General features: G+C 62.9%; 17 protein-coding genes and 1 pseudogene. 9 read left to right on the plus strand and 9 right to left on the minus strand.

Annotated features, from left to right (window positions below; translation table 11 throughout):
• Positions 1–19: 19 nt before the first annotated feature.
• Positions 20–445 carry an RrF2 family transcriptional regulator gene (locus ABDZ98_RS09080; protein ID WP_160589596.1) on the minus strand — a complete coding sequence of 142 codons (426 nt, stop codon included), beginning with the start codon at positions 443–445 and terminating at the stop codon, positions 20–22.
• Positions 446–525: 80 nt separating this feature from the next.
• Here ABDZ98_RS09080 and ABDZ98_RS09085 point away from each other — a divergent pair, with 80 nt between their 5' ends.
• Positions 526–1,014 carry a group III truncated hemoglobin gene (locus ABDZ98_RS09085; RefSeq protein ID WP_160589595.1) on the plus strand — a complete coding sequence of 163 codons (489 nt, stop codon included), beginning with the start codon at positions 526–528 and terminating at the stop codon, positions 1,012–1,014.
• A complete protein-coding gene (locus tag ABDZ98_RS09090; RefSeq protein WP_160589594.1) occupies positions 1,007–1,321 on the plus strand; it encodes a TehB-like domain-containing protein in 315 nt (104 codons plus the stop codon). Before ABDZ98_RS09085 ends, ABDZ98_RS09090 begins: the two co-directional genes overlap by 8 nt.
• Here the strand turns inward: ABDZ98_RS09090 and ABDZ98_RS09095 are convergent.
• On the minus strand, positions 1,318–1,962 hold the full coding sequence (locus tag ABDZ98_RS09095) for a peptidylprolyl isomerase (RefSeq protein ID WP_160589593.1): 645 nt from the start codon (positions 1,960–1,962) through the stop codon (positions 1,318–1,320). The genes ABDZ98_RS09090 and ABDZ98_RS09095 overlap by 4 nt on opposite strands.
• 114 nt (positions 1,963–2,076) lie before the next feature.
• Here ABDZ98_RS09095 and creD point away from each other — a divergent pair, with 114 nt between their 5' ends.
• The 3 genes and pseudogenes from creD to ABDZ98_RS09110 form a co-directional block, all read left to right on the plus strand.
• The gene (creD, locus tag ABDZ98_RS09100) at positions 2,077–3,495 is read left to right on the plus strand and encodes a cell envelope integrity protein CreD (protein WP_160589592.1); all 1,419 of its coding nucleotides are present in this window, start codon (positions 2,077–2,079) and stop codon (positions 3,493–3,495) included.
• Between the two features lie 154 nt (positions 3,496–3,649).
• Entirely contained in the window at positions 3,650–5,089 is a 1,440-nt protein-coding gene (locus tag ABDZ98_RS09105) for a serine hydrolase domain-containing protein (protein ID WP_202385914.1), read from the plus strand.
• 24 nt (positions 5,090–5,113) lie between these two features.
• Positions 5,114–5,212 (plus strand): annotated as a pseudogene (locus ABDZ98_RS09110) (integrase); the annotation flags it as partial.
• Positions 5,213–5,214: 2 nt separating this feature from the next.
• Here the strand turns inward: ABDZ98_RS09110 and ABDZ98_RS09115 are convergent.
• From ABDZ98_RS09115 to ABDZ98_RS09130, 4 genes are all read right to left on the minus strand, one after another.
• A complete protein-coding gene (locus ABDZ98_RS09115; protein ID WP_343806673.1) occupies positions 5,215–7,944 on the minus strand; it encodes a G8 domain-containing protein in 2,730 nt (909 codons plus the stop codon).
• Positions 7,945–8,443: 499 nt separating this feature from the next.
• A complete protein-coding gene (locus tag ABDZ98_RS09120; protein ID WP_343806676.1) occupies positions 8,444–9,619 on the minus strand; it encodes an alpha-hydroxy acid oxidase in 1,176 nt (391 codons plus the stop codon).
• A gap of 30 nt (positions 9,620–9,649) precedes the next feature.
• Positions 9,650–10,276 (minus strand): NrsF family protein, encoded by a 627-nt coding sequence (locus ABDZ98_RS09125; RefSeq protein WP_343806679.1) that lies wholly within the window; start codon positions 10,274–10,276, stop codon positions 9,650–9,652.
• Positions 10,273–10,794 (minus strand): sigma-70 family RNA polymerase sigma factor, encoded by a 522-nt coding sequence (locus ABDZ98_RS09130; protein WP_343806682.1) that lies wholly within the window; start codon positions 10,792–10,794, stop codon positions 10,273–10,275. Before ABDZ98_RS09130 ends, ABDZ98_RS09125 begins: the two co-directional genes overlap by 4 nt.
• 180 nt (positions 10,795–10,974) lie before the next feature.
• Here ABDZ98_RS09130 and ABDZ98_RS09135 point away from each other — a divergent pair, with 180 nt between their 5' ends.
• Together ABDZ98_RS09135 and ABDZ98_RS09140 are read left to right on the plus strand one after the other, a co-directional pair.
• Positions 10,975–11,379 (plus strand): BlaI/MecI/CopY family transcriptional regulator, encoded by a 405-nt coding sequence (locus ABDZ98_RS09135; RefSeq protein WP_343806685.1) that lies wholly within the window; start codon positions 10,975–10,977, stop codon positions 11,377–11,379.
• Positions 11,376–13,046 carry a M56 family metallopeptidase gene (locus tag ABDZ98_RS09140; protein ID WP_343806688.1) on the plus strand — a complete coding sequence of 557 codons (1,671 nt, stop codon included), beginning with the start codon at positions 11,376–11,378 and terminating at the stop codon, positions 13,044–13,046. The genes ABDZ98_RS09135 and ABDZ98_RS09140 overlap by 4 nt, the downstream gene beginning before the upstream one ends.
• Positions 13,047–13,131: 85 nt before the next feature.
• Here the strand turns inward: ABDZ98_RS09140 and ABDZ98_RS09145 are convergent, their stop codons facing one another.
• Together ABDZ98_RS09145 and ypfJ are read right to left on the minus strand one after the other, a co-directional pair.
• A complete protein-coding gene (locus tag ABDZ98_RS09145) occupies positions 13,132–13,704 on the minus strand; it encodes a hypothetical protein (RefSeq protein WP_343806691.1) in 573 nt (190 codons plus the stop codon).
• Between the two features lie 31 nt (positions 13,705–13,735).
• Entirely contained in the window at positions 13,736–14,611 is an 876-nt protein-coding gene (gene ypfJ, locus ABDZ98_RS09150; RefSeq protein ID WP_343806694.1) for a KPN_02809 family neutral zinc metallopeptidase, read from the minus strand.
• A 97-nt stretch (positions 14,612–14,708) separates the two neighbouring features.
• On the opposite strand from ypfJ, the gene ABDZ98_RS09155 reads away from it, so the two are divergent.
• The gene (locus ABDZ98_RS09155; protein ID WP_343806697.1) at positions 14,709–15,464 is read left to right on the plus strand and encodes a 3-hydroxybutyrate dehydrogenase; all 756 of its coding nucleotides are present in this window, start codon (positions 14,709–14,711) and stop codon (positions 15,462–15,464) included.
• Positions 15,465–15,496: 32 nt separating this feature from the next.
• On the opposite strand, the gene ABDZ98_RS09160 is transcribed toward ABDZ98_RS09155, so the two are convergent.
• Positions 15,497–15,838, minus strand: coding sequence for a hypothetical protein (locus tag ABDZ98_RS09160; protein WP_343806700.1), 342 nt, complete (start codon positions 15,836–15,838; stop codon positions 15,497–15,499).
• A gap of 226 nt (positions 15,839–16,064) precedes the next feature.
• Between ABDZ98_RS09160 and guaB the strand changes: the two genes are divergently transcribed.
• A complete protein-coding gene (gene guaB / locus ABDZ98_RS09165) occupies positions 16,065–17,516 on the plus strand; it encodes an IMP dehydrogenase (RefSeq protein WP_343806703.1) in 1,452 nt (483 codons plus the stop codon).
• Positions 17,517–17,518 lie beyond the last annotated feature (2 nt).

Consider the following 17,518-nt stretch of genomic DNA (forward strand, 5'->3'; position numbering starts at 1 on the left):
GTCTGTTAGGTCGATCTTCTCAGCCAATCCTCGCCAGCAGCGCTTTCTTCTGATCGCCGACCAGATCGGCCAAGGTGAACCCGTCGAGGTGGGTGAGGAAGGCTTGCAGCGCGCCTGCCAGCGGTGATTTTAGCCCGCATGCGCCATCTATGACGCAATCCTGCGGGCCGCCCATGCACGCCACAAACCCTTCGAATCTCTCGAATTTGCGGACCACTGCGCCCACGTTGATATCGCCAGGGTCGCGGGCGAGGCGCATTCCGCCGGTGCGGCCGCGGGTGGTCTCTATCAGGCCCTGACCCTGCAGGCTTTGTGCGACCTTGGCCAGATGGTTGCGCGAGATGCGATAGCGTCCGGCCACATCATCAATCGTCATCTGTTCGCCAGTTGCGGCCAGCGCCATCAACACGCGCAGGGCATAATCGGTGTGGAGGCTTAGCTGCATAAAAGAGGTATATGATATATTGCTTTTAGCGGCAAGTGGCTTAATTAAAGCATGTAGATCACCTTTTTCGAGTTGGACGCATGAGCAGGCAGGCTGTCAGAACCGGTGAAACCAATCCCCACGCGGCGCTTGCTCGCCAGAAGAAGCGTGAGGACGCGGGGCGGATTGGCCTGACGGATGAGGTCGTCAGCCGGGTGATTGCATCTTTCTATGGCAAGATCCGCGACGACGAATTGCTCGGTCCGATCTTCACCGGGAAAATACAGGACTGGCCAAAACACCTTGAACAGATGAACAGGTTCTGGCGCTCGATCCTGTTCAGCACCGCCGAATATTCGGGCAATCCGATGGTCAGGCACCAGCAATTGCCGCCTCTGGATGAGCGCCATTTCAGCCACTGGCTCGATCTGTTTTACGCCACTCTGCGTGAAGAATGCACTGAGGAGGAGGCGGTCAAGATATTCGCAGGCCGCGCCCGCATGATCGCCGACAGTCTGCTCACCGGAATCGCCATGCGCCGTGAAGGTATGGCGGGCGCCAGCAAGGGAAGGAACCTGCCGTATGTCTGACGAATTCGGAACGTCCCAGGTGCCTGAAAACCTGCAAGCCCTGCGCGAGATCGGCCCGTTCAATGCCGATACCATCCCGCGCGGCCTGTTGGCGGAACACCGCTTGAAACCCGGGCGATGGGCGCGCCTTTGCCTGAGCGAGGGCGAGCTGGATTTCGTCTGGGACGATGGTTCCAATACATCGGAACATCTGGTCGCCCCGGCAGTCATCATGGTGCCGCCTGAACGGCCTCATCATCTTGAATTGATGGGGGACATTTCCGTGACCATCACCTTCATGGCTGAGCCTGAAACCACGACCGATTAAGGCCTGTCGCCCACCACCCGCGCATCCACAATCACCACCGGATCGGCCAGCATCTGGCCCAGCATCCATCCTTCGCCCTTTTCGGGATCGATAGGCGCGGCGTGGATCGCTTCGACCACGTCCATGCCTGAGACCACATGGCCAAAGGCGGCAAAGCCGGGGCGGCTGGCGGGGTCTTCGGCATCGGGGTTGGCGTTCAGCTGCGGCAGGTCGCGCAGCAGGATGGAGAAATCGCCATTGGCGGTGCCCGGCTCCCCCATCGCCATGCTGATCGCGCCGCGCGTGTGCAGCACGCCGGTTTCACTGGTCGGCTCATGCGCGATCGGGTCCAGGATGCGGTCCCAGTCATTCTGCGCGCCGCCCTGGATCAGGCCGTTGGGCTGCTCCCCCCAGTCGAGCTGCATGGCGCGGTAGAACACCGTGCCGTCAAACCGGTCCTCCTCCACATAGCGCAGGAAATTGGCGGCGGTGATCGGTGCACGCTGCGTCTCCAGCGCTATGACGATGTCCCCCATGGTGGTTTCCAGCACCACCTGCGTGGTCGCGGGCGGGGGCGTTGCCTGCCCCTCCGCCTCCTGCGCCAGAGCGGGAGTGGCGAGCGCCAGCAGCGGGGCGAAAATGGCGAATCGTTTCAACGTCATCGGCCGATCATGCCTGCTTTACGCGCGCACGCAACACGCGCGCGCGAGTTCATCTGAAATTCAGTTCGTCGCGCCCAGAGAACGGTTCATCGCACAACTTGAGGGAGTAAGCCGATGGACCCCGAACACCGCCCCGAACACCGTCCGGAACGATCACCCGGAGCAAAACTGGCATTGACGGGGCTTGTCGCCCTTGTCCTGATGATCCCGCTGATGATGGTCTACAGTCTCGTCTATGATCGGGAGAGCCAGTCCCAGACCGCGCAGGCCTCCATCGCCGCGGGATGGGGCGGGGCGCAAACTGTGACCGGGCCAGTGCTGGTTGTCCCGTGGATGCAGGAAGTCACCCGGACGCAGACGATCGATGGCGAGGATCGCACCACCACCACAAGTCATCGCCGCGAATTGTTCTTCTCTCCCGCCCACCAGTCCATCGCCACGCAGATCGATCCTGACCGCAAGGGCTACGCCATTTACGAGACCGTGGTTTACGACTCGGCGATGTCGGGCACCGCGCGTTTCGAAATGCCCGATGATCTTGAGCGCTACGGCGTCAAACCCGGTGATCTGCTGCTGGATCAGGTGGAGCTGCTGTTCGGCGTATCCGATCCGCGCGGTCTGAAGGACGATGTGCGGGTGAGCGTGAACGGGGAGGCCCAGCAGTTGCAGCCGGGCAACGGCCCTGCGGCCACCAATGGATCGGGCTTTTCGGCCTTCACGACGTGGGACGCTTCCGCCCCGCTGAATGTGGCATGGGAATTCGGCATTCGCGGCAGCAAGTCACTCTCCGTAATTCCGCGCGGGGGGGAGACAGAATGGACAGTAACCTCCAGCTGGCCGCATCCCAGCTTTGGCGGATCATTCCTGCCAGATAGCCGCGAGATTACCGATGCGGGCTTCACCGCAAATTATGATGGCATCACCAATCTGGCGCTGGGCCGCGCGCTGGTGGCGCATCAGGATGACGGGCCGCCCGTCGCTTCAGGATGGGAGGCTCCCATCGATGTAGCCGATGAGCGGGGAGAGGGCGGCACCAGCCTTGCCGCCACCATCGGCCTGACCGATCCGGTCGATCTGTACAGCCAGGTGGACCGCGCGGTGAAATATGGCTTCCTGTTCATCGGCTTCACCTTCGCCACCTTCCTGATGTTCGACATTGTCGGCGGCGCGCGCGTGGCGGCGGCGGAATATCTGCTGACTGGTGCGGGGCTGGTGCTGTTCTTCGTGCTGCTGCTGGCCTTTGCCGAGGTGACCGGCTTCGGCTGGGCCTACGTGATCGCAGCTGGCGCCGTGATCGGCCTGCTGACCGCATACAGCGCGGCGGTGCTGGGCACATGGCGCAGGGCGGGCTTTGTCGGCGCGATGCTGGCGGGCCTGTATGCCGTGCTGTTCGTGCTGCTGAACATGGAGACATATTCGCTGCTGATCGGCGCACTGCTGCTGTTCGTGGCCCTTGCCGGCATCATGTACGCCACCAGAGGCGTGAACTGGTCCGCCGTGGGGCGGAGCGATAACGAGGTGGCAGCGGCCTAGCTCCCGCACCTCGCCACCGCGAGCGAGATGAAGCGATCCAGGGCGGCCCGTGCTGCTCTGGATTGCTTCGCTTTGGTCCCCATGGCGACCTCAGCCCGCCCGATTTGTAAAACCCGAGCGAGGTGCTAGGTTTTGCGATGTGGGGGGGGAAATTATGCGGTTTGTGTTCGCCTTTCTGGCGCTGATGTTGACGGGCAGCCTGCATGCAAGCGTGCCGGGCGCGCCCATGGAACAGCTGGTGGACGCTGAATGGCCCGCGTCTGGCGCGCCGGGGGTTGCCTATGCCATCGTCGATCATGGCGAGATCGCCTCAGGCGCGCGCGGCACGGTGCTTGCGGGCAGCGACGAAGCGGTCACGCCCGACACCCCCTTCCAGATCGGGTCGATTTCAAAGAGCTTCACCGCCCTTGCGATCATGCAACTGGTCGAACAGGGGCGGATCGATCTGGATGCCGGTGTGGGCACTTATCTGGGTGCTTTTCGCGGGCAGCCATCAGCAGCCATAACGATCCGCCAGCTGCTCAGCCACACAAGCGGATATTCCACGGTGCAGGGCAACGCCATGCACGGCGATAGCGCCGCGGGCGAAGGGGAGCTGGCCGCCTATGCCGCGCGCATCGCGCAGTGGAACCCAGCCCATCAACCCGGCACCGTGTGGGAATACTCCAACGCCAATTACCAGGTGCTGGGCGCGCTGATCGAACAGACAAGCGGCGAGGATTACGCCACTTACGTGGAATCGCACATTCTGGCGCCGCTCGGCATGGACAACAGCTCGGTCGCCGATGGAGGTCCCAGGGGAGAGATGGCGGTGGGTCACCGGCCATGGTTTGGTGGCCACCGGCCATTCCGTCAGGGCCTGACAGAGCGGATCAATGCGCCCGCAGGCGGCATCTTTGCCAGCGCAAACGACCTTGCGCTCTACCTCGCCATGATGGTGAATGGCGAGGACGATATCATCACCGCTGCCAGCAAGGCCGCAATGCTGCACCCGGCCAGCGAGGCATCGCCATTCTACGGGCTGGGCTGGTTCATCGATGGCGAATCCGGCACCGCGAGCCACAGCGGCCTGGTACCGGGAACAGAGACGCTGGCCACCATACTGCCATCGCAGGGCAAGGGCGTGGCCGTGCTGGTCAACGCCAATGGCGGGATCGGCTTTGGTGAGAACCTGCAACTGCGCAACGCCATCACCGCCAAGGCGCTGGGCTTCGACTATGCAGGCGAGGGCGCGCGGCTGTGGCCGAAGGTGACCTATCTGATGGTCGTGCTGCTGCCGCTGTTCTTCCTTGCCAGCATCGCCTGGGCCTGGCGCAATCGCCGCAAGCTGGCGGCCAAATCGGGTGTCTCCGGCCTGTTCAGCCTGTGGTTCCCTCTCTTCGCCATGTTCGCGGTGGCAGCTGTCCTGCTGATCCTGATCCCGTACATGTTCGGCGGATCGCTGGACACGCTGCTGCTGTACCAGCCAGACTTTGCCCAGGCGATGGTCGCCGCAGCGATTACCGGCCCCGTCTGGGCGATCTTCCGGCTCATCGTGACCTATCGCGAGAAGGCGCGCACCGGGCGGAATGAAGCGGGAGAGGCAGCGGGTTAGTGCCTCACACTTCGCCGCCTGGAGCGAGCCACTTGTAACATTCGTGCGATCCAGATTCTTCCGGGTCATACGAAGATCGAGAATGCAGTTCGTTATCTCGGGCTCGATGTCGAATACGCACTGCGTCAGCCGCCGAGCCCTTCCCTGCTGACCGTTATACTGGCTTGCAGATCCGTTGGACGAATGACCTCCATGACCGGAGCTTCGGCCACCAGCTTGACCCACAGGGCATCCCCGTCCCTGAACCAGGACGTCTCATTCGCTGCGCGCAATGCACCCATGCTGCCCTGCTGCGTTCCGGACGCTGCGCTGGCGAAGCCCGGCAGTTCGAACATGACCCATGAGCCCGCGTCCATTTCAGCCAGACTGAGAGTGACTTCCGGCCTTGCGGTTTTCACCTCGATCTCGGTGCCGGCGCGCACAGTGCTCTGATCGCCGTTGATCTTGAATTCCCTGCCACCGCGAACAAGCGCGATGGGCGCCTGCGGAGGACGGCGGGAGAACAGGGCGGCGCGCTGGGCCTGAACGAGGGGTGTGTCCGGCGCATTAGGGCTGAGCGAGGAGAGCAGGGCGAACCGGGCGGTGCGGCTCTCCAGATCGACTGCGGCGGGAAGTTCGCCCCTCGCATCCGAAAGGTTCAGGCGTCCGATATCGCCCGTGCACACCGCGGCGTTCCAGGTCGGATGGATCTCGCAGCTGTCATCGGTGGCGACGCTGTCGTTCTCGCCATCGTGGAGCAATACCTGGGAACCGGGGATGCCGGTCACCGATCCGTCCAGGTCATGAAACGACAGGGTCCGATATGCGTTGCCGCCGCGGTTGTCGTTATCGAAGCGGGAATCGTATGTCGGAAAATAGACCGGCTTGGCGTTGATGAACTCCCCGCCGCTGATGGTGCTTCGGGTACTCAGCCCCGCACTCGTGAACAGCAGGAAGGACAGCGCGCCTGTCTTTCGCTGGTCGTTGTCCTGGAAATTCACGAATGTCGTGTTCACCACATCATCGCGGTAATCATAATATTCGTACCCGCGGATGGGGAAATCCGGGATGGAAGGCTTCGGCAGGCTGCGGCCATAGGCGATTTCCTCCGGCGTTGCTGGATTGCCGATATTGTCGGTTTCGCCCACGACCAGCGCGTCCACCAGTCGTGAACTGAACGGCAGGCTGCCAATGTCGCCAGCGGCCTGCGTCATGCCAATGGCATTGTCTGCGAATCTGGCATTGCTGTAGACGTAGAGATCCCCCCGGCCCCACAGCCCGCCATTGCGGTTCTTGTAGCTGGTCAAATTCTCGAAGTGCGTCTCCTTCACTTCGCTCTCCAGATCGGTGGGGTCTGCCAAGGGCAGCAACGGAATGGAGGCCAGCCCGAACGTGTTGTCCTGGTCGATGTGCCGGTCGATCAGGAACCCGTCGAAGTTGGAATGGGCAGTGTTGCCCCTGAATTCGCGCAGCGCCGTGCGGCGCGGCCAGGTGTTGGCGGAGATTTCCGTCCCCAGGAAGGCGCCATTGGGGTGTTGCGGTATGGACAGCCAGAAACCGACCTGATCGGAGCCTGCCGCCACATTGTCGATGTAGCTATTGTCCGGGTTGGTGATCCAGAAGGACGACACCGTGTTGTCCGAAGGCAGCAATGTGTTGCCACTGTGGAAGCTCATTTCCCTGTAGGCCGCAGGATCCGCAGCCCTGGGGTCTCTCTCCCCATTGGCGGCGAGGTTGGTGGGCACGCAGTCCAATGTCGGATGACACTTGGTCTGGATTGCCAGGTTTCGGATGAACTCGTTGCCGGTTTCGATCCCGTCTTCCATGAAGAAGCAGTGACCCACGGTGTTGAAGGTCACGTTGTTCTCGACGCGCAGGTTGTTGGTGCCGTGCACCGTCACGCAGCGGTTGAAGGTATCGTGGATCGATGCGTTGCGGATGTATTGGCCGGCACCCTCTCCCAGTACGTGGAAGTGCAGCGGATAGCGGGCCAGCGTCAGGTGCTGGCCCATGCGGTTGAGTTCCACGCCTTCGACATAGGCTTTCGATCCGGCCATCGCCATGATGTGCCCGCCGAAATAGCTCTCCGCCGCGTCTTCCGACGCCTGCACCTTGATGTTGCGCGTCAGCATGGCGACTTCGCCGCGCTCGTCGACGCCGAAGGTAATCTCGCCGAAGTGCATGTATTCGAGCGGCTCCGCGAAGCTGATCGTGTTGCCGCTGACGCGGGTGATTGTCCGGCGCTCGGCCTGCCGCGGATTGAAGTCGGTCGAGGCGAGGACGATCTCGTCGCCCGCGCGCCATTCCGACGCATCGAGCACTTCAATGCTGGTGGCACCGGCCTCTGCCGTGCTCGACAGCTTGGTCCATGTGTGATCGCGGTTGCCGTGCATGTTGAGCGTACCGCGCAGCATCATGATGCCGCGATCGCCCATGGTGTTGATATCCTCACCCTGGACGTTGTCGGTCAGCGTGATGGTGGCGTTGTGCTGGAAAGGACTGGCCTCGGTGCCGATTTGCAGTTCGCCGCCGGGGACGTAGATCCACTCGGTGGTCAGCGCCAGGTCACGCTCGTCGACAAAGGTCAGCTTGCCCTGCACGGTCAGGCCGCGCAGTTCGGGCGGGCTGACGTCGAGCATCATCTCGGTACCGCGCGGAATGGTCACTTCCTCGCCAGCCACGGGCACCTTGCCTGAGGGCCATGCCGAGGCGTCCGACCACTTCACGGTCCGCGTCATTGCCGAAGGGGCGGCCACGTCCATCGCCATGCTGGCGTGATCCGCGCCATCCTGCGCGGCGATGCTCGTACCCATGGCGAGCAGCACGGAGGCAGGAATGAGGCGAGTGTAAAGGAACAGGTGAAACTGTTTGCGCATGACTGGATTTTCCCTCTCCGGGGACGACGAGTCCCTCTTATATTCCTGGTTTGCGGAGGATTATGAGACGAGTGACCTTCTTTGCCAAGCGGTCCGGCGGCAAAAGGCGGAAGTAGTCGTAACGGCTTCTGCCCGGGGCTGAAACTCGTACACCCCCACGCGGTGCATTGCCTGCAACGACAGCTTCCCATCCAATGGAAGATATTCCCGTCCAGAGAGCCGAGCGATTATGCCGGCCTTCCAACTCCCAAACCCCCCGCTTTCCTACACGCCGCCTGCCGCGCTAGCGCCTTGGCTGGCTCTTTCAAATCGTCAGGCTGGCATTCGCCTTCGCGTAATATAATTACGCGATTGTGTTAGAAGATTTTTTATTTCGCGGTGTCGCGCGGCACTGCAAAATCGGTCTCAATCCCGCAGGAAAGCTGGGGTTTTGCGGGATTGGTGCAGGTTTGCACCGTGTCACTTGTGTAAACTTCAACCCGCCGGTTCGGCCCCGGTGTTATCGCCGCCTGATCCGGTCCGGTCCCAGCTGATCGACGCGGGTCACGCCCATCAGCTTCATGGCGCGGATGATCTCGGCTTCGAGCAGGCCGATGGCGCGTTCGACCCCCGGCTGTCCGGCTGCGGCCAGCGCATAGAGATACAGCCGCCCGCCGCTGACCGCCGTGGCCCCGAGGCTGAGCGCCTTGAGCACATGGCTGCCGCGCCGCACGCCGCCGTCCAGGATTACTTCGCAGCGGCCGCCCACCGCCTGCACGATCTCGTCCAGCTGGTCGAACGGAGCGCGGCCCCCGTCCAGCTGCCTGCCGCCGTGGTTGGAAACCATGATCGCGTCCACGCCCATGTCCGCCGCGCGCCTGGCATCGGCCACGGACATGATCCCCTTGAGGCAGAAGGTGCCGCCCCAGTCATCGCGCAGTTGCTCGGCAGCTTTCCAGTCCATCGACGGGTCGAGCATGGTGTTGAAATAGTCCTGGATGGAAATCGACGTGTTCGACCCGGCGGCCACATGGGTGGACAGGTTGGGCAGGTCGAACTTCTCGCGGAACAGGAAGTTGAGCGCCCAGGCCGGGTGGGCGGCATAGGAAAGCACGTTGGCGGGCGTGAAACGGGGCGGGGTCTGGAAGCCGGTGCGCTTGCAGCGTTCACGGTTGCCGGAAACGATGGTGTCCACCGTCAGCGTGATGGCATCGAAATTGGCCGCCTTGGCGCGCTGGACCAGCGCCGCGTTCAGCCCCTTGTCCTTGTGATAGTAGTATTGCAGCATCTTGGGGCCGGAATAATTGGCCCCGACCTCCTCGATACTCACGCTGGAGAGGCTGGAGATGCCAAACCACAGGCCGAATTTCTCCGCCACAGCCGCCACCGCCCGCTCCCCCTGCCAGTGGAACAGGCGTTGCAGGGCGGTGGGGGACAGCATCAGCGGCAGCGCGCTCTTGCGGCCCATCACGGTGATGGAGGTGTCGATCTGGTCCACCCCCGCCAGCACATCGGGCACCAGGTCGACATCGTCGAAGGCAGCGGTGTTGCGGTCCTTGGTGATCTCGTCATCCGCCGCGCCATCAATGTAATGGAACACGGGGAAGGGCAGGCGGCGGCGCGCCAGCTCGCGGAAATCGGCGATGTTCTGGCAGTCGGAGAGCTTGCGCACGCGGTAGGTGAGTTTGCTGGTCATCGCGCGAGTGTTAGCGCGCGGCGCCCGCGCTTACCAGCGCAGCAATCGGGGGCCGAGCAACCAGCCGATTGCCGCCATGACGAGGATCGGCAGGCAGTAGAAAACGGCCATGTAGATCATCCCCAGTTCGGGGCAGAACGGGGCATAGGCGCTCATCGCCACGCCGCCGCCAAACAGGCCCGCAGCCATCCCGGCGCGGCGCAGCTGGGTGGGCGCGAGCCAGCGCGCGGCGATGATGGCGCCGGCAAATGCCAGCGGGCTCATCGCGCCCATCGCCAGCAGGCACTGGCGCCAGGTCTGGCCGGGGAAGGAGCCTGACGGGTCGGCAATGTCTATCGCCAGCAGCACCGCCACGGCAAGGAATGGCACCCACACGAAGGTGAGCGGACCGCGTTCCGTGCGTCCGGGCCGGCCCAGTCCATACAGCGCCAGCACGGCGCCGGTCACCAGCGGCAGGGAGAAGCCCCATTTCACCACCATCGGCCCGATACCGTGAAGCTGCGTCGGCCTGAACGGAGCGCCCAGCAGAGCCAGCATGGCGGCGGCGCACAGCACGCTCACCGCAAGCAGCGGCAACACAAAGCGCTGTTTCGCGAATGGCATCGTCGCCGCACCCTGGCGGGCAAGGCTGGCAATCAGGTCATCAGTCGTCTTCATTGCTCTTTCTCGGCAATCAGGTCCTTCAGGCGCAGCATCCCGCGATGCACGCGCAGCTTCATGGCGGAAAGGCCGATCCCGGCACGCGCACTGGCTTCCGCGCCGGTCAGCCCTTCCAGATGGGTCAGGCGGATCGCCTGTGCCTGCGCTTCGGGCAGTTGATCCAGCAGCGCAGCCACATCCAGTCCGGCAAATCCATCCTCCGCCACTTCCCCGTCGGCATCTTCCAGCACCAGCGGGCTGCGGCCACGCCTGCGCCAGTGGTCGATCAGCTTGTAGCGCGCAATGGCGTGGAGCCAGGGCGCAACCGGCCGATCCGGGTCGAGCGTGTGGCGCTTCTCATGGCAGGCAATCAGGCTCTCCTGCACCAGGTCTTCCAGCTCTGAATCGCTGCCGATCTTGCGAGCCAGCATGGATCGCAGGCGTCGCGAAGCCTCGGCCAGGAACTCCCGGTAGGCCGCATCGTCGCCTGCTCGGGCAGCGTCCATCAGCATGTCGAGGCGATCGCCTTGGTTCACGTGTTCTGCTGTGTCTTTCGTTGTCGGGGCCCGCATGGTTACAGATAAATATGCGTCTGCCTACCGCCCGCAAAGATATGTGTCCCCGCCGTGACGGAGAGTGCGATTTGCATTCACAGCGAGTTCAGATTACAAGTGTAATCACAGCGAGATCAGACGTGATCGTTCAGGGAGGGCGGAATGGCTGCCAGTGGTGGGACTCCAGATGGTGATGCAAGCGGGGATCGCATAAGCGATGCCGAATATGCGGTGATGGAGGCGCTGTGGAAGCGCTCTCCGCAAACCGCCGCTGAAGTGTGCGAGACCGTGTGCGATGAACGGGGCTGGTCCATGCCGACCGTCAAGACCCTGCTGTCCCGCCTGGTGACCAAGGGCGCACTGGCGACCGAGCCGGATGGCAGGCGCTTCCTCTACACTCCCTTGCTGGAACGCAGTGCCTATGTCGGCGGCGAATCGCGGCGGCTGGTGCAGCGCCTGTTCGGCGGCCGCGCCGCGCCGCTGTTCGCCCAGCTGGCCGAGAATGAGGCGCTGAGCGAGGAGGATATCGCCGAGATTGAGCGGCTTTTGCGGGAGATGCGCAAATGACCGACTGGCTCATCGATACGCTCGTCTCGACCGGGGTGCTGATTGCCGCCATTCTGCTGCTGCGGCGCCCGGTTTCACGCCATTTCGGGCCGCAGGTGGCCTATGCGCTGTGGGCATTGCCGCTGCTGCGCTTCCTGCTCCCTCCCATTGTGCTGCCTGCCAGCATGGCGCCACCCGAAGCGCCTGCCGTGGCAGAACCGGTGGTGGTGCTTCTGTCGGCCACACCCGAGGTGGCCAGCAGCCAGATGATCGAACCGGCCTATACGGCAGGCATCGAACTGGCCGATTTCCTGCTGCCGATCTGGCTGGGCGGGGCTGCCATATTCCTCCTCTGGCGCGCGCGTGACTATCTGCTCATGCGCCGTTACCTGCTGGCCGATGCACGGCCGGTGGGAGAGGCGGGCAAGGTCCGCCTGGTAGAAACGCCGGCGGTCAGCTCGCCCGTGGCATTTGGGGTCAGTGACAAGGTGGTGGCGCTGCCGCCGCAGTTCATGGCTCATCCAGACCTTTCCGCGCGCGATCTGGCGATAGCTCACGAGCTGGCGCATCACCGCGGATACGATCTCGTTGCCAATATTGCGGCGCAGCCGCTGTTGGCTCTTCACTGGTTCAATCCTCTCGCCTGGTGGGGCTGGCGCGCGATGCGAAGGGACCAGGAAGCGGCATGCGATGCCCGCGTTGTTGCGGGCAAGCAAAGGTCTGAAAGGGCCGCTTATGCTGAGGTGATTGCCGGTTTTGCCGCCGGTCCGCACCTCGCTTTGGCGGCTCCCATGGCCTGTCCGGTGCTGGGCGAGAAATCGATCATCCACCGTTTGAGGAGCCTCACCATGTCCGACATACCCTCGGGTCGCAAGAAACTGGGGATCATTGCGATCGCCACAACCGCGCTCGCCGTCCTGCCGCTGACCGCATCGATCAGCTATGCCCGGAACGAAGCGCCGGATGCGCCTCTACCGCCTGTGCCGCCGGTGGCGCCGCTTGCTCCTCTGGCGCCAGAGGCTCCGGTGGCACAAGTTGCACCGGCACCGCCTTCGATTGAGTCGATCGATCCGGATCAGCCGCACCGTGTCATTATTCGCCGCATTGGCGACAACCACGAGTTCTCTGAAAGCGAATTTATCGACGAACAGGAAATGGAGCGCATGTTCGCCGAAATTGAGGCGAGCATGGCCGAGCTGGACGGTCTGGATGCACATATTCAGACGGCAATGGTCGGTGCCCAGCGGGCGATGGAGGAAAGTCGCCGTTCGCTGGAGATCGCGCGGACCAAGGTGCCGCAGATCGAAATGGCCTGTGACGGCGATCAGATTGTCAGCCACCGGCAGGGAGCAAACGGCAGGCAGATGATGATAATCTGCCAGACCGCCGCCCTGCGCCAGGCGCAGCGTGCCATTGCCCAGAACCCCGGTCTTTCGCAGGAGCAGCGGGAAAATATCCTGGATGCGCTGGAAGACGAACTGGACGATCTGGAAGACCTTGAAGTGTCATTCGTTCCCAAACCCGTTTTGCGGGTGCAGGTGCGCAACAGTGTCTCGCCTTCAAAGGTCATGGCCCCGGCACCGGTCGTTCGCACTACCGCGGCGCAGATCCGGATATGGGCACCTGTGGCTGAGGACGCCGAAGACCTCGACGATTGCGAGGAGGAAGACGGCGGCTACACCGCCTGATTGCCTCGGGCCTGATTGCTTCGGCCCTGATTACTACGGCCCTGATAACTCCAGTTAGCGGCGATCCGGATGACCAGGTCCCCGGTCATTCGGATCCCTGGATGACGGGACGCGAGACAAATTGTGTCCCGTCATCCGCGCTTGCCGGCACAGCGGCAGCTTCGTTGGCGGAATTTTGCGAGGAAGCGTCAAGCCGGGCCACCAGTTCCGCAGATGCGGGGCTGGCGGGATAGGGACAGCCCATTTCCTGGCCCTTGCCCTTCAGATAGGCGCGCCGCATCAGGCCAGCGGCAATCGCCTCGCGAAATTCATATTCATGCGCGTTGGCCCCGGAAAGCTCGCGGATGATCCCGCGGAAGGGGATCACCATGCCGACCACGGTCTGGGCGATACCGGTGGGGGTCCAGCCGCGCCGGTCTGGCGGGGAGGTGTCGAAATCGTCTCCCAGCACGGCGTCCAGATCCGCCACCTCGCGGCGAATATCGCCGCAAGCGGTAATTCCGGAGCTGGAATAGGGGGCACTGCGGGCCTGCACCAGCACGGCAGGGATGGGGTCCTTGCTCAGGTTGAGATCGGACAGCGGGGTCATCGCCACGTCGCGCACGCTGGGCGTGTTGTCGGTAACGTCCTGCCGCGCGCTGGCGGGCAGCGACGTCAATCCCGAAGCGGCGAGCGCAAGGACTGCGAGCTTAGCCGCGCAGGTCAGCGAATGTGTCACATTGGTCTTCATCACCGGTTTGTATACCTTTTCTGAGCCATTCCATACGCTGCGCACTTGAACCATGGGTGAAGCTTTCCTGATTCACCGATCGGCCGGCACCGCGCATCAGCGTATCATCGCCAATGGCATTTGCCGCCCGCATGCCTTCTTCAAGGTCGCCCGCTTCGATAAGATTGCGATTGCGCCCGGCCCATACGCCGGCATAGCAATCAGCCTGCAATTCCATGCGTACCTGCAACTGGTTGGCTTCGCGCGGATTTGCTTGCTGCGCACTGCGCACCTGCTCCGCCAGCCCCGTCATATACTGCACATGGTGGCCGTATTCGTGGGCCATGACATAATAACGCGCGAAATCGCCTCCGGCTCCCATCTGACTGGCCATCTGGTCATAAAAACCGACATCGATGTTGATCGTCTGGTCTCCGGGACAGTAAAACGGCCCCATGGCGCTGGTTGCCTGGCCGCAGGCGGTGTTGACCGTTCCGCCCTGGATGAAAGTGAGCGAGGGCGTGTCATAGGCAATATTCGCCTCGCGAAACAGCGGTGCCCAGGTCTCATCCAGCGAAGTCAGCGCGTTGCAAGATTCCAGCGCATAGGCGTTGTCATTGCAGATCTCGCTGGCGCTGGCCCCGCCCGACGCCGGGCCTTGCCGCTGGGGCAGGCTCTGCTGCGTGCCTTCGACCATGCCGATCATCTGACCGGGGTCCACGCCAAACACCAGCGCGCCGATAAGAACCACCACGATGCCGCCGCACCCCAGACCGCCAGCCCGCACGCCGCGCCCGCCACCTGCTCCTCCGCGCCTGACCTTGATTGTATCCGGGTTGAAGGGGTTGAGCCGCATGGAACTTCCTCAAAAAATTGTGCACGTGCGAAATGGGGCTGGACCAACAGGGCAGCCTCATGGGAAACCTAATGCAAGTTATTGCAAGGAGTCGAGAATGTTCCTCACCGGCAAGCGTGCCCTGATCACCGGTTCAACATCGGGCATTGGCCTGGCCATCGCCCGCGCTCTTCATGCTGAGGGCACTGCGGTTGTGCTGAACGGTTTTGGTGACGCTGACGCGATTGCCAGCCTGTGCGCTGAAATGGACGCGAGCCACGTTGGCGCGGACCTGACCACGACGCAAGGCGCAGAGCAGTTGATGGCCGATGCAGGCCCGGTCGATATCCTCGTCAACAACGCCGGCATGCAGCATGTTGCCCCGGTGGACGAATTCCCGCCGGAAAAGTGGGAGATGATCATCGCGCTCAACCTGTCTGCCGCGTTCCACACCGCGCGGCTGGCCGTGCCGCACATGAAGAGCGCGGGGTGGGGCCGCATCATCAACACTGCCAGCGCGCATTCGCTGGTCGCCAGCCCGTTCAAGGCCGCCTATGTCGCTGCCAAGCACGGCATTGCCGGACTGACCAAGGTGCTGGCGCTGGAACTTGCCGAGCACAACATTACCGCCAATTGCGTCAGCCCCGGCTATGTCTGGACCCCGCTGGTGGAAAACCAGATCCCTGACACAATGGCCGCCCGCGGCCTGACGCGTGAGCAGGTGATGCGCGATGTGCTGCTGGCCAAGCAGCCGACCAAGAAATTCGTCACCGTGGAGGAAGTGGCTGCCATGGTCCTGTTCCTGTGCGGCGATGCAGCGCAGAATATCAACGGTGCCAACATGAGCATCGATGGCGGCTGGACGGCGGAATAGACGGAATCAGGCGGGCCGGGCAGCGGCCCCATCTACCGGCGCTTCTTCGCCGTGGTTGCGTTGAAATCGGGGTCTTTCTTCGCCACCCAGTCGACAAATTTGCGCACGGCCGGATTGTCCAGCAGGGCCTGCACATCCATTCCGTGACGCTGCAATTCGGCATTGGTGAAATTGACGATCAGCGTCTGCTGGCAAATCGGGTGCATCGGCACAATTTCGCGCCCGCCCCGGCTCTTGGGCACGGGATGGTGCCAGACGATGGTCTTGCCAGTCGGCCGCCCGCACAGCCAGCAGGGCTCAACCTTGGCCGGTGCCTCATCCTCCTCGCGATCAAGGTCGCCATAGGGATCACGTTTGGAGTGCTTGCGGGCCATGCGTCTGCCTCATTTGCCTGAATTGGCGCTGCACACCTATAGAAGGGGCGGCCAGCATTGCCACACCGGCATCGCCGGATCGGGTGTCCACCGCTCCCGCCGAGCGCGAAATACGCGGCAATTGTGCACCACAGCAGCGGTAACGGCCCGGCCCACTAGCGAATGACACATAGTGCGGTTACATGGGCCGCCACGAATCGAAACACACAAGCTTTGGTGGCACCCCATGGAAATCGAGACCGGCCTTACTTTTGACGACGTGCTGCTGAAGCCGGCGGAAAGCGATATCCTGCCTTCTCAGGCCAGCACCAAGACATATCTGACGCGCGACATTGCGCTCAATATCCCGGTCATTTCCGCGGCCATGGATACCGTGACCGAAGCCGACATGGCGATCATCATGGCGCAGCTGGGCGGGATCGGCGTGCTCCACCGCAATCTTTCCATTGAAGAGCAGTGCGACGCGGTTCGCCGGGTGAAGCGGTTCGAGAGCGGGATGGTGGTCAATCCCATCACCATCACGCCCGATGCCACGCTGGGCGATGCACAGCTGCTGATGACGCAGAACCGCATCAGCGGCATTCCCGTGGTTGATCCTTCAGGCAAGCTGGTGGGCATTCTGACCAACCGCGACGTGCGCTTTGCCAGCAATCCGGCGCAGCCCGTGCGCGAACTGATGACCAGGGAGAACCTGGCGACGGTGAGCGAGGATATTACCTCTGAAGATGCCCAGCGCCTGCTGCACCAGCGGCGGATCGAAAAGCTGCTGGTGGTGGATGACAAATATCACTGCGTGGGCCTGATTACGGTGAAGGACATCGAAAAGGCCGTGCTCAATCCCGATGCCACCAAGGATGCGCAGGGCCGCCTGCGCGTGGCGGCTGCCACAACCGTGGGTGATAAGGGGTTTGAGCGCACCGAAGCACTGGTGGCGGCGGGCTGCGACGTGGTGATCATCGATACCGCACATGGCCACAACAAGCAGGTGGCGCAGGCTGTCGAGCGGGTGAAGAAACTGTCCAATTCAGTCCAGGTGGTGGCAGGCAATGTCGCCACGGCGGAAGCCACGAAGGCGCTGATCGGTGCCGGCGCGGATGCGGTGAAGGTGGGCATTGGTCCCGGCTCTATCTGCACCACGCGCATTGTCGCCGGTGTCGGCGTGCCGCAGCTGACCGCGATCATGGATGCCGCAAGCGCTGCGGGCGGCGTTCCGATTATCGCCGATGGCGGCCTGCGCACCAGCGGTGATGCGGCCAAGGCTCTGGCTGCGGGCGCATCCACGGTGATGATCGGATCGCTGCTGGCCGGCACGGAGGAAGCTCCCGGCGATACCTTCCTGTATCAGGGCCGGGCCTATAAATCCTATCGCGGCATGGGCAGCGTGGGCGCGATGGCGCGCGGCAGTGCGGACCGTTATTTCCAGCAGGACATCAAGGACCAGATGAAGCTGGTCCCCGAAGGGATCGAAGGCCAGGTGCCTTACAAGGGCCCGGCGCGCGATGTGGTTCACCAGCTGGTGGGCGGGATCAAGGCGGCGATGGGCTACACCGGCTCTGCCACCATTGGTGAGCTGAAGGACAAGGGCAAATTCATCCGCATCACCAATGCGGGCCTTTCCGAAAGCCATGTGCACGATGTCTCGATCACGCGTGAGGCACCCAATTATCCCACACGTTAAAT

The organism is Alteraurantiacibacter aestuarii (genome assembly GCF_039523595.1).
GTDB lineage: Bacteria > Pseudomonadota > Alphaproteobacteria > Sphingomonadales > Sphingomonadaceae > Alteraurantiacibacter > Alteraurantiacibacter aestuarii.

Excerpts from the sequence above, each read along its gene's own strand:
- creD (WP_160589592.1), top strand. The coding sequence starts at position 2,077 with ATGGACCCCGAACACCGCCCCGAACACCGTCCGGAACGATCACCCGGA.
- ABDZ98_RS09105 (WP_202385914.1), top strand. The coding sequence starts at position 3,650 with ATGCGGTTTGTGTTCGCCTTTCTGGCGCTGATGTTGACGGGCAGCCTG.
- ABDZ98_RS09125 (WP_343806679.1), bottom strand. The coding sequence starts at position 10,276 with ATGAAGACGACTGATGACCTGATTGCCAGCCTTGCCCGCCAGGGTGCG.
- ABDZ98_RS09080 (WP_160589596.1), bottom strand. The coding sequence starts at position 445 with ATGCAGCTAAGCCTCCACACCGATTATGCCCTGCGCGTGTTGATGGCG.
- guaB (WP_343806703.1), top strand. The coding sequence starts at position 16,065 with ATGGAAATCGAGACCGGCCTTACTTTTGACGACGTGCTGCTGAAGCCG.
- ABDZ98_RS09115 (WP_343806673.1), bottom strand. The coding sequence starts at position 7,944 with ATGCGCAAACAGTTTCACCTGTTCCTTTACACTCGCCTCATTCCTGCC.
- ABDZ98_RS09090 (WP_160589594.1), top strand. The coding sequence starts at position 1,007 with ATGTCTGACGAATTCGGAACGTCCCAGGTGCCTGAAAACCTGCAAGCC.
- ABDZ98_RS09085 (WP_160589595.1), top strand. The coding sequence starts at position 526 with ATGAGCAGGCAGGCTGTCAGAACCGGTGAAACCAATCCCCACGCGGCG.
- ABDZ98_RS09095 (WP_160589593.1), bottom strand. The coding sequence starts at position 1,962 with ATGACGTTGAAACGATTCGCCATTTTCGCCCCGCTGCTGGCGCTCGCC.
- ABDZ98_RS09160 (WP_343806700.1), bottom strand. The coding sequence starts at position 15,838 with ATGGCCCGCAAGCACTCCAAACGTGATCCCTATGGCGACCTTGATCGC.
- ypfJ (WP_343806694.1), bottom strand. The coding sequence starts at position 14,611 with ATGCGGCTCAACCCCTTCAACCCGGATACAATCAAGGTCAGGCGCGGA.
- ABDZ98_RS09135 (WP_343806685.1), top strand. The coding sequence starts at position 10,975 with ATGGCTGCCAGTGGTGGGACTCCAGATGGTGATGCAAGCGGGGATCGC.
- ABDZ98_RS09140 (WP_343806688.1), top strand. The coding sequence starts at position 11,376 with ATGACCGACTGGCTCATCGATACGCTCGTCTCGACCGGGGTGCTGATT.
- ABDZ98_RS09120 (WP_343806676.1), bottom strand. The coding sequence starts at position 9,619 with ATGACCAGCAAACTCACCTACCGCGTGCGCAAGCTCTCCGACTGCCAG.
- ABDZ98_RS09155 (WP_343806697.1), top strand. The coding sequence starts at position 14,709 with ATGTTCCTCACCGGCAAGCGTGCCCTGATCACCGGTTCAACATCGGGC.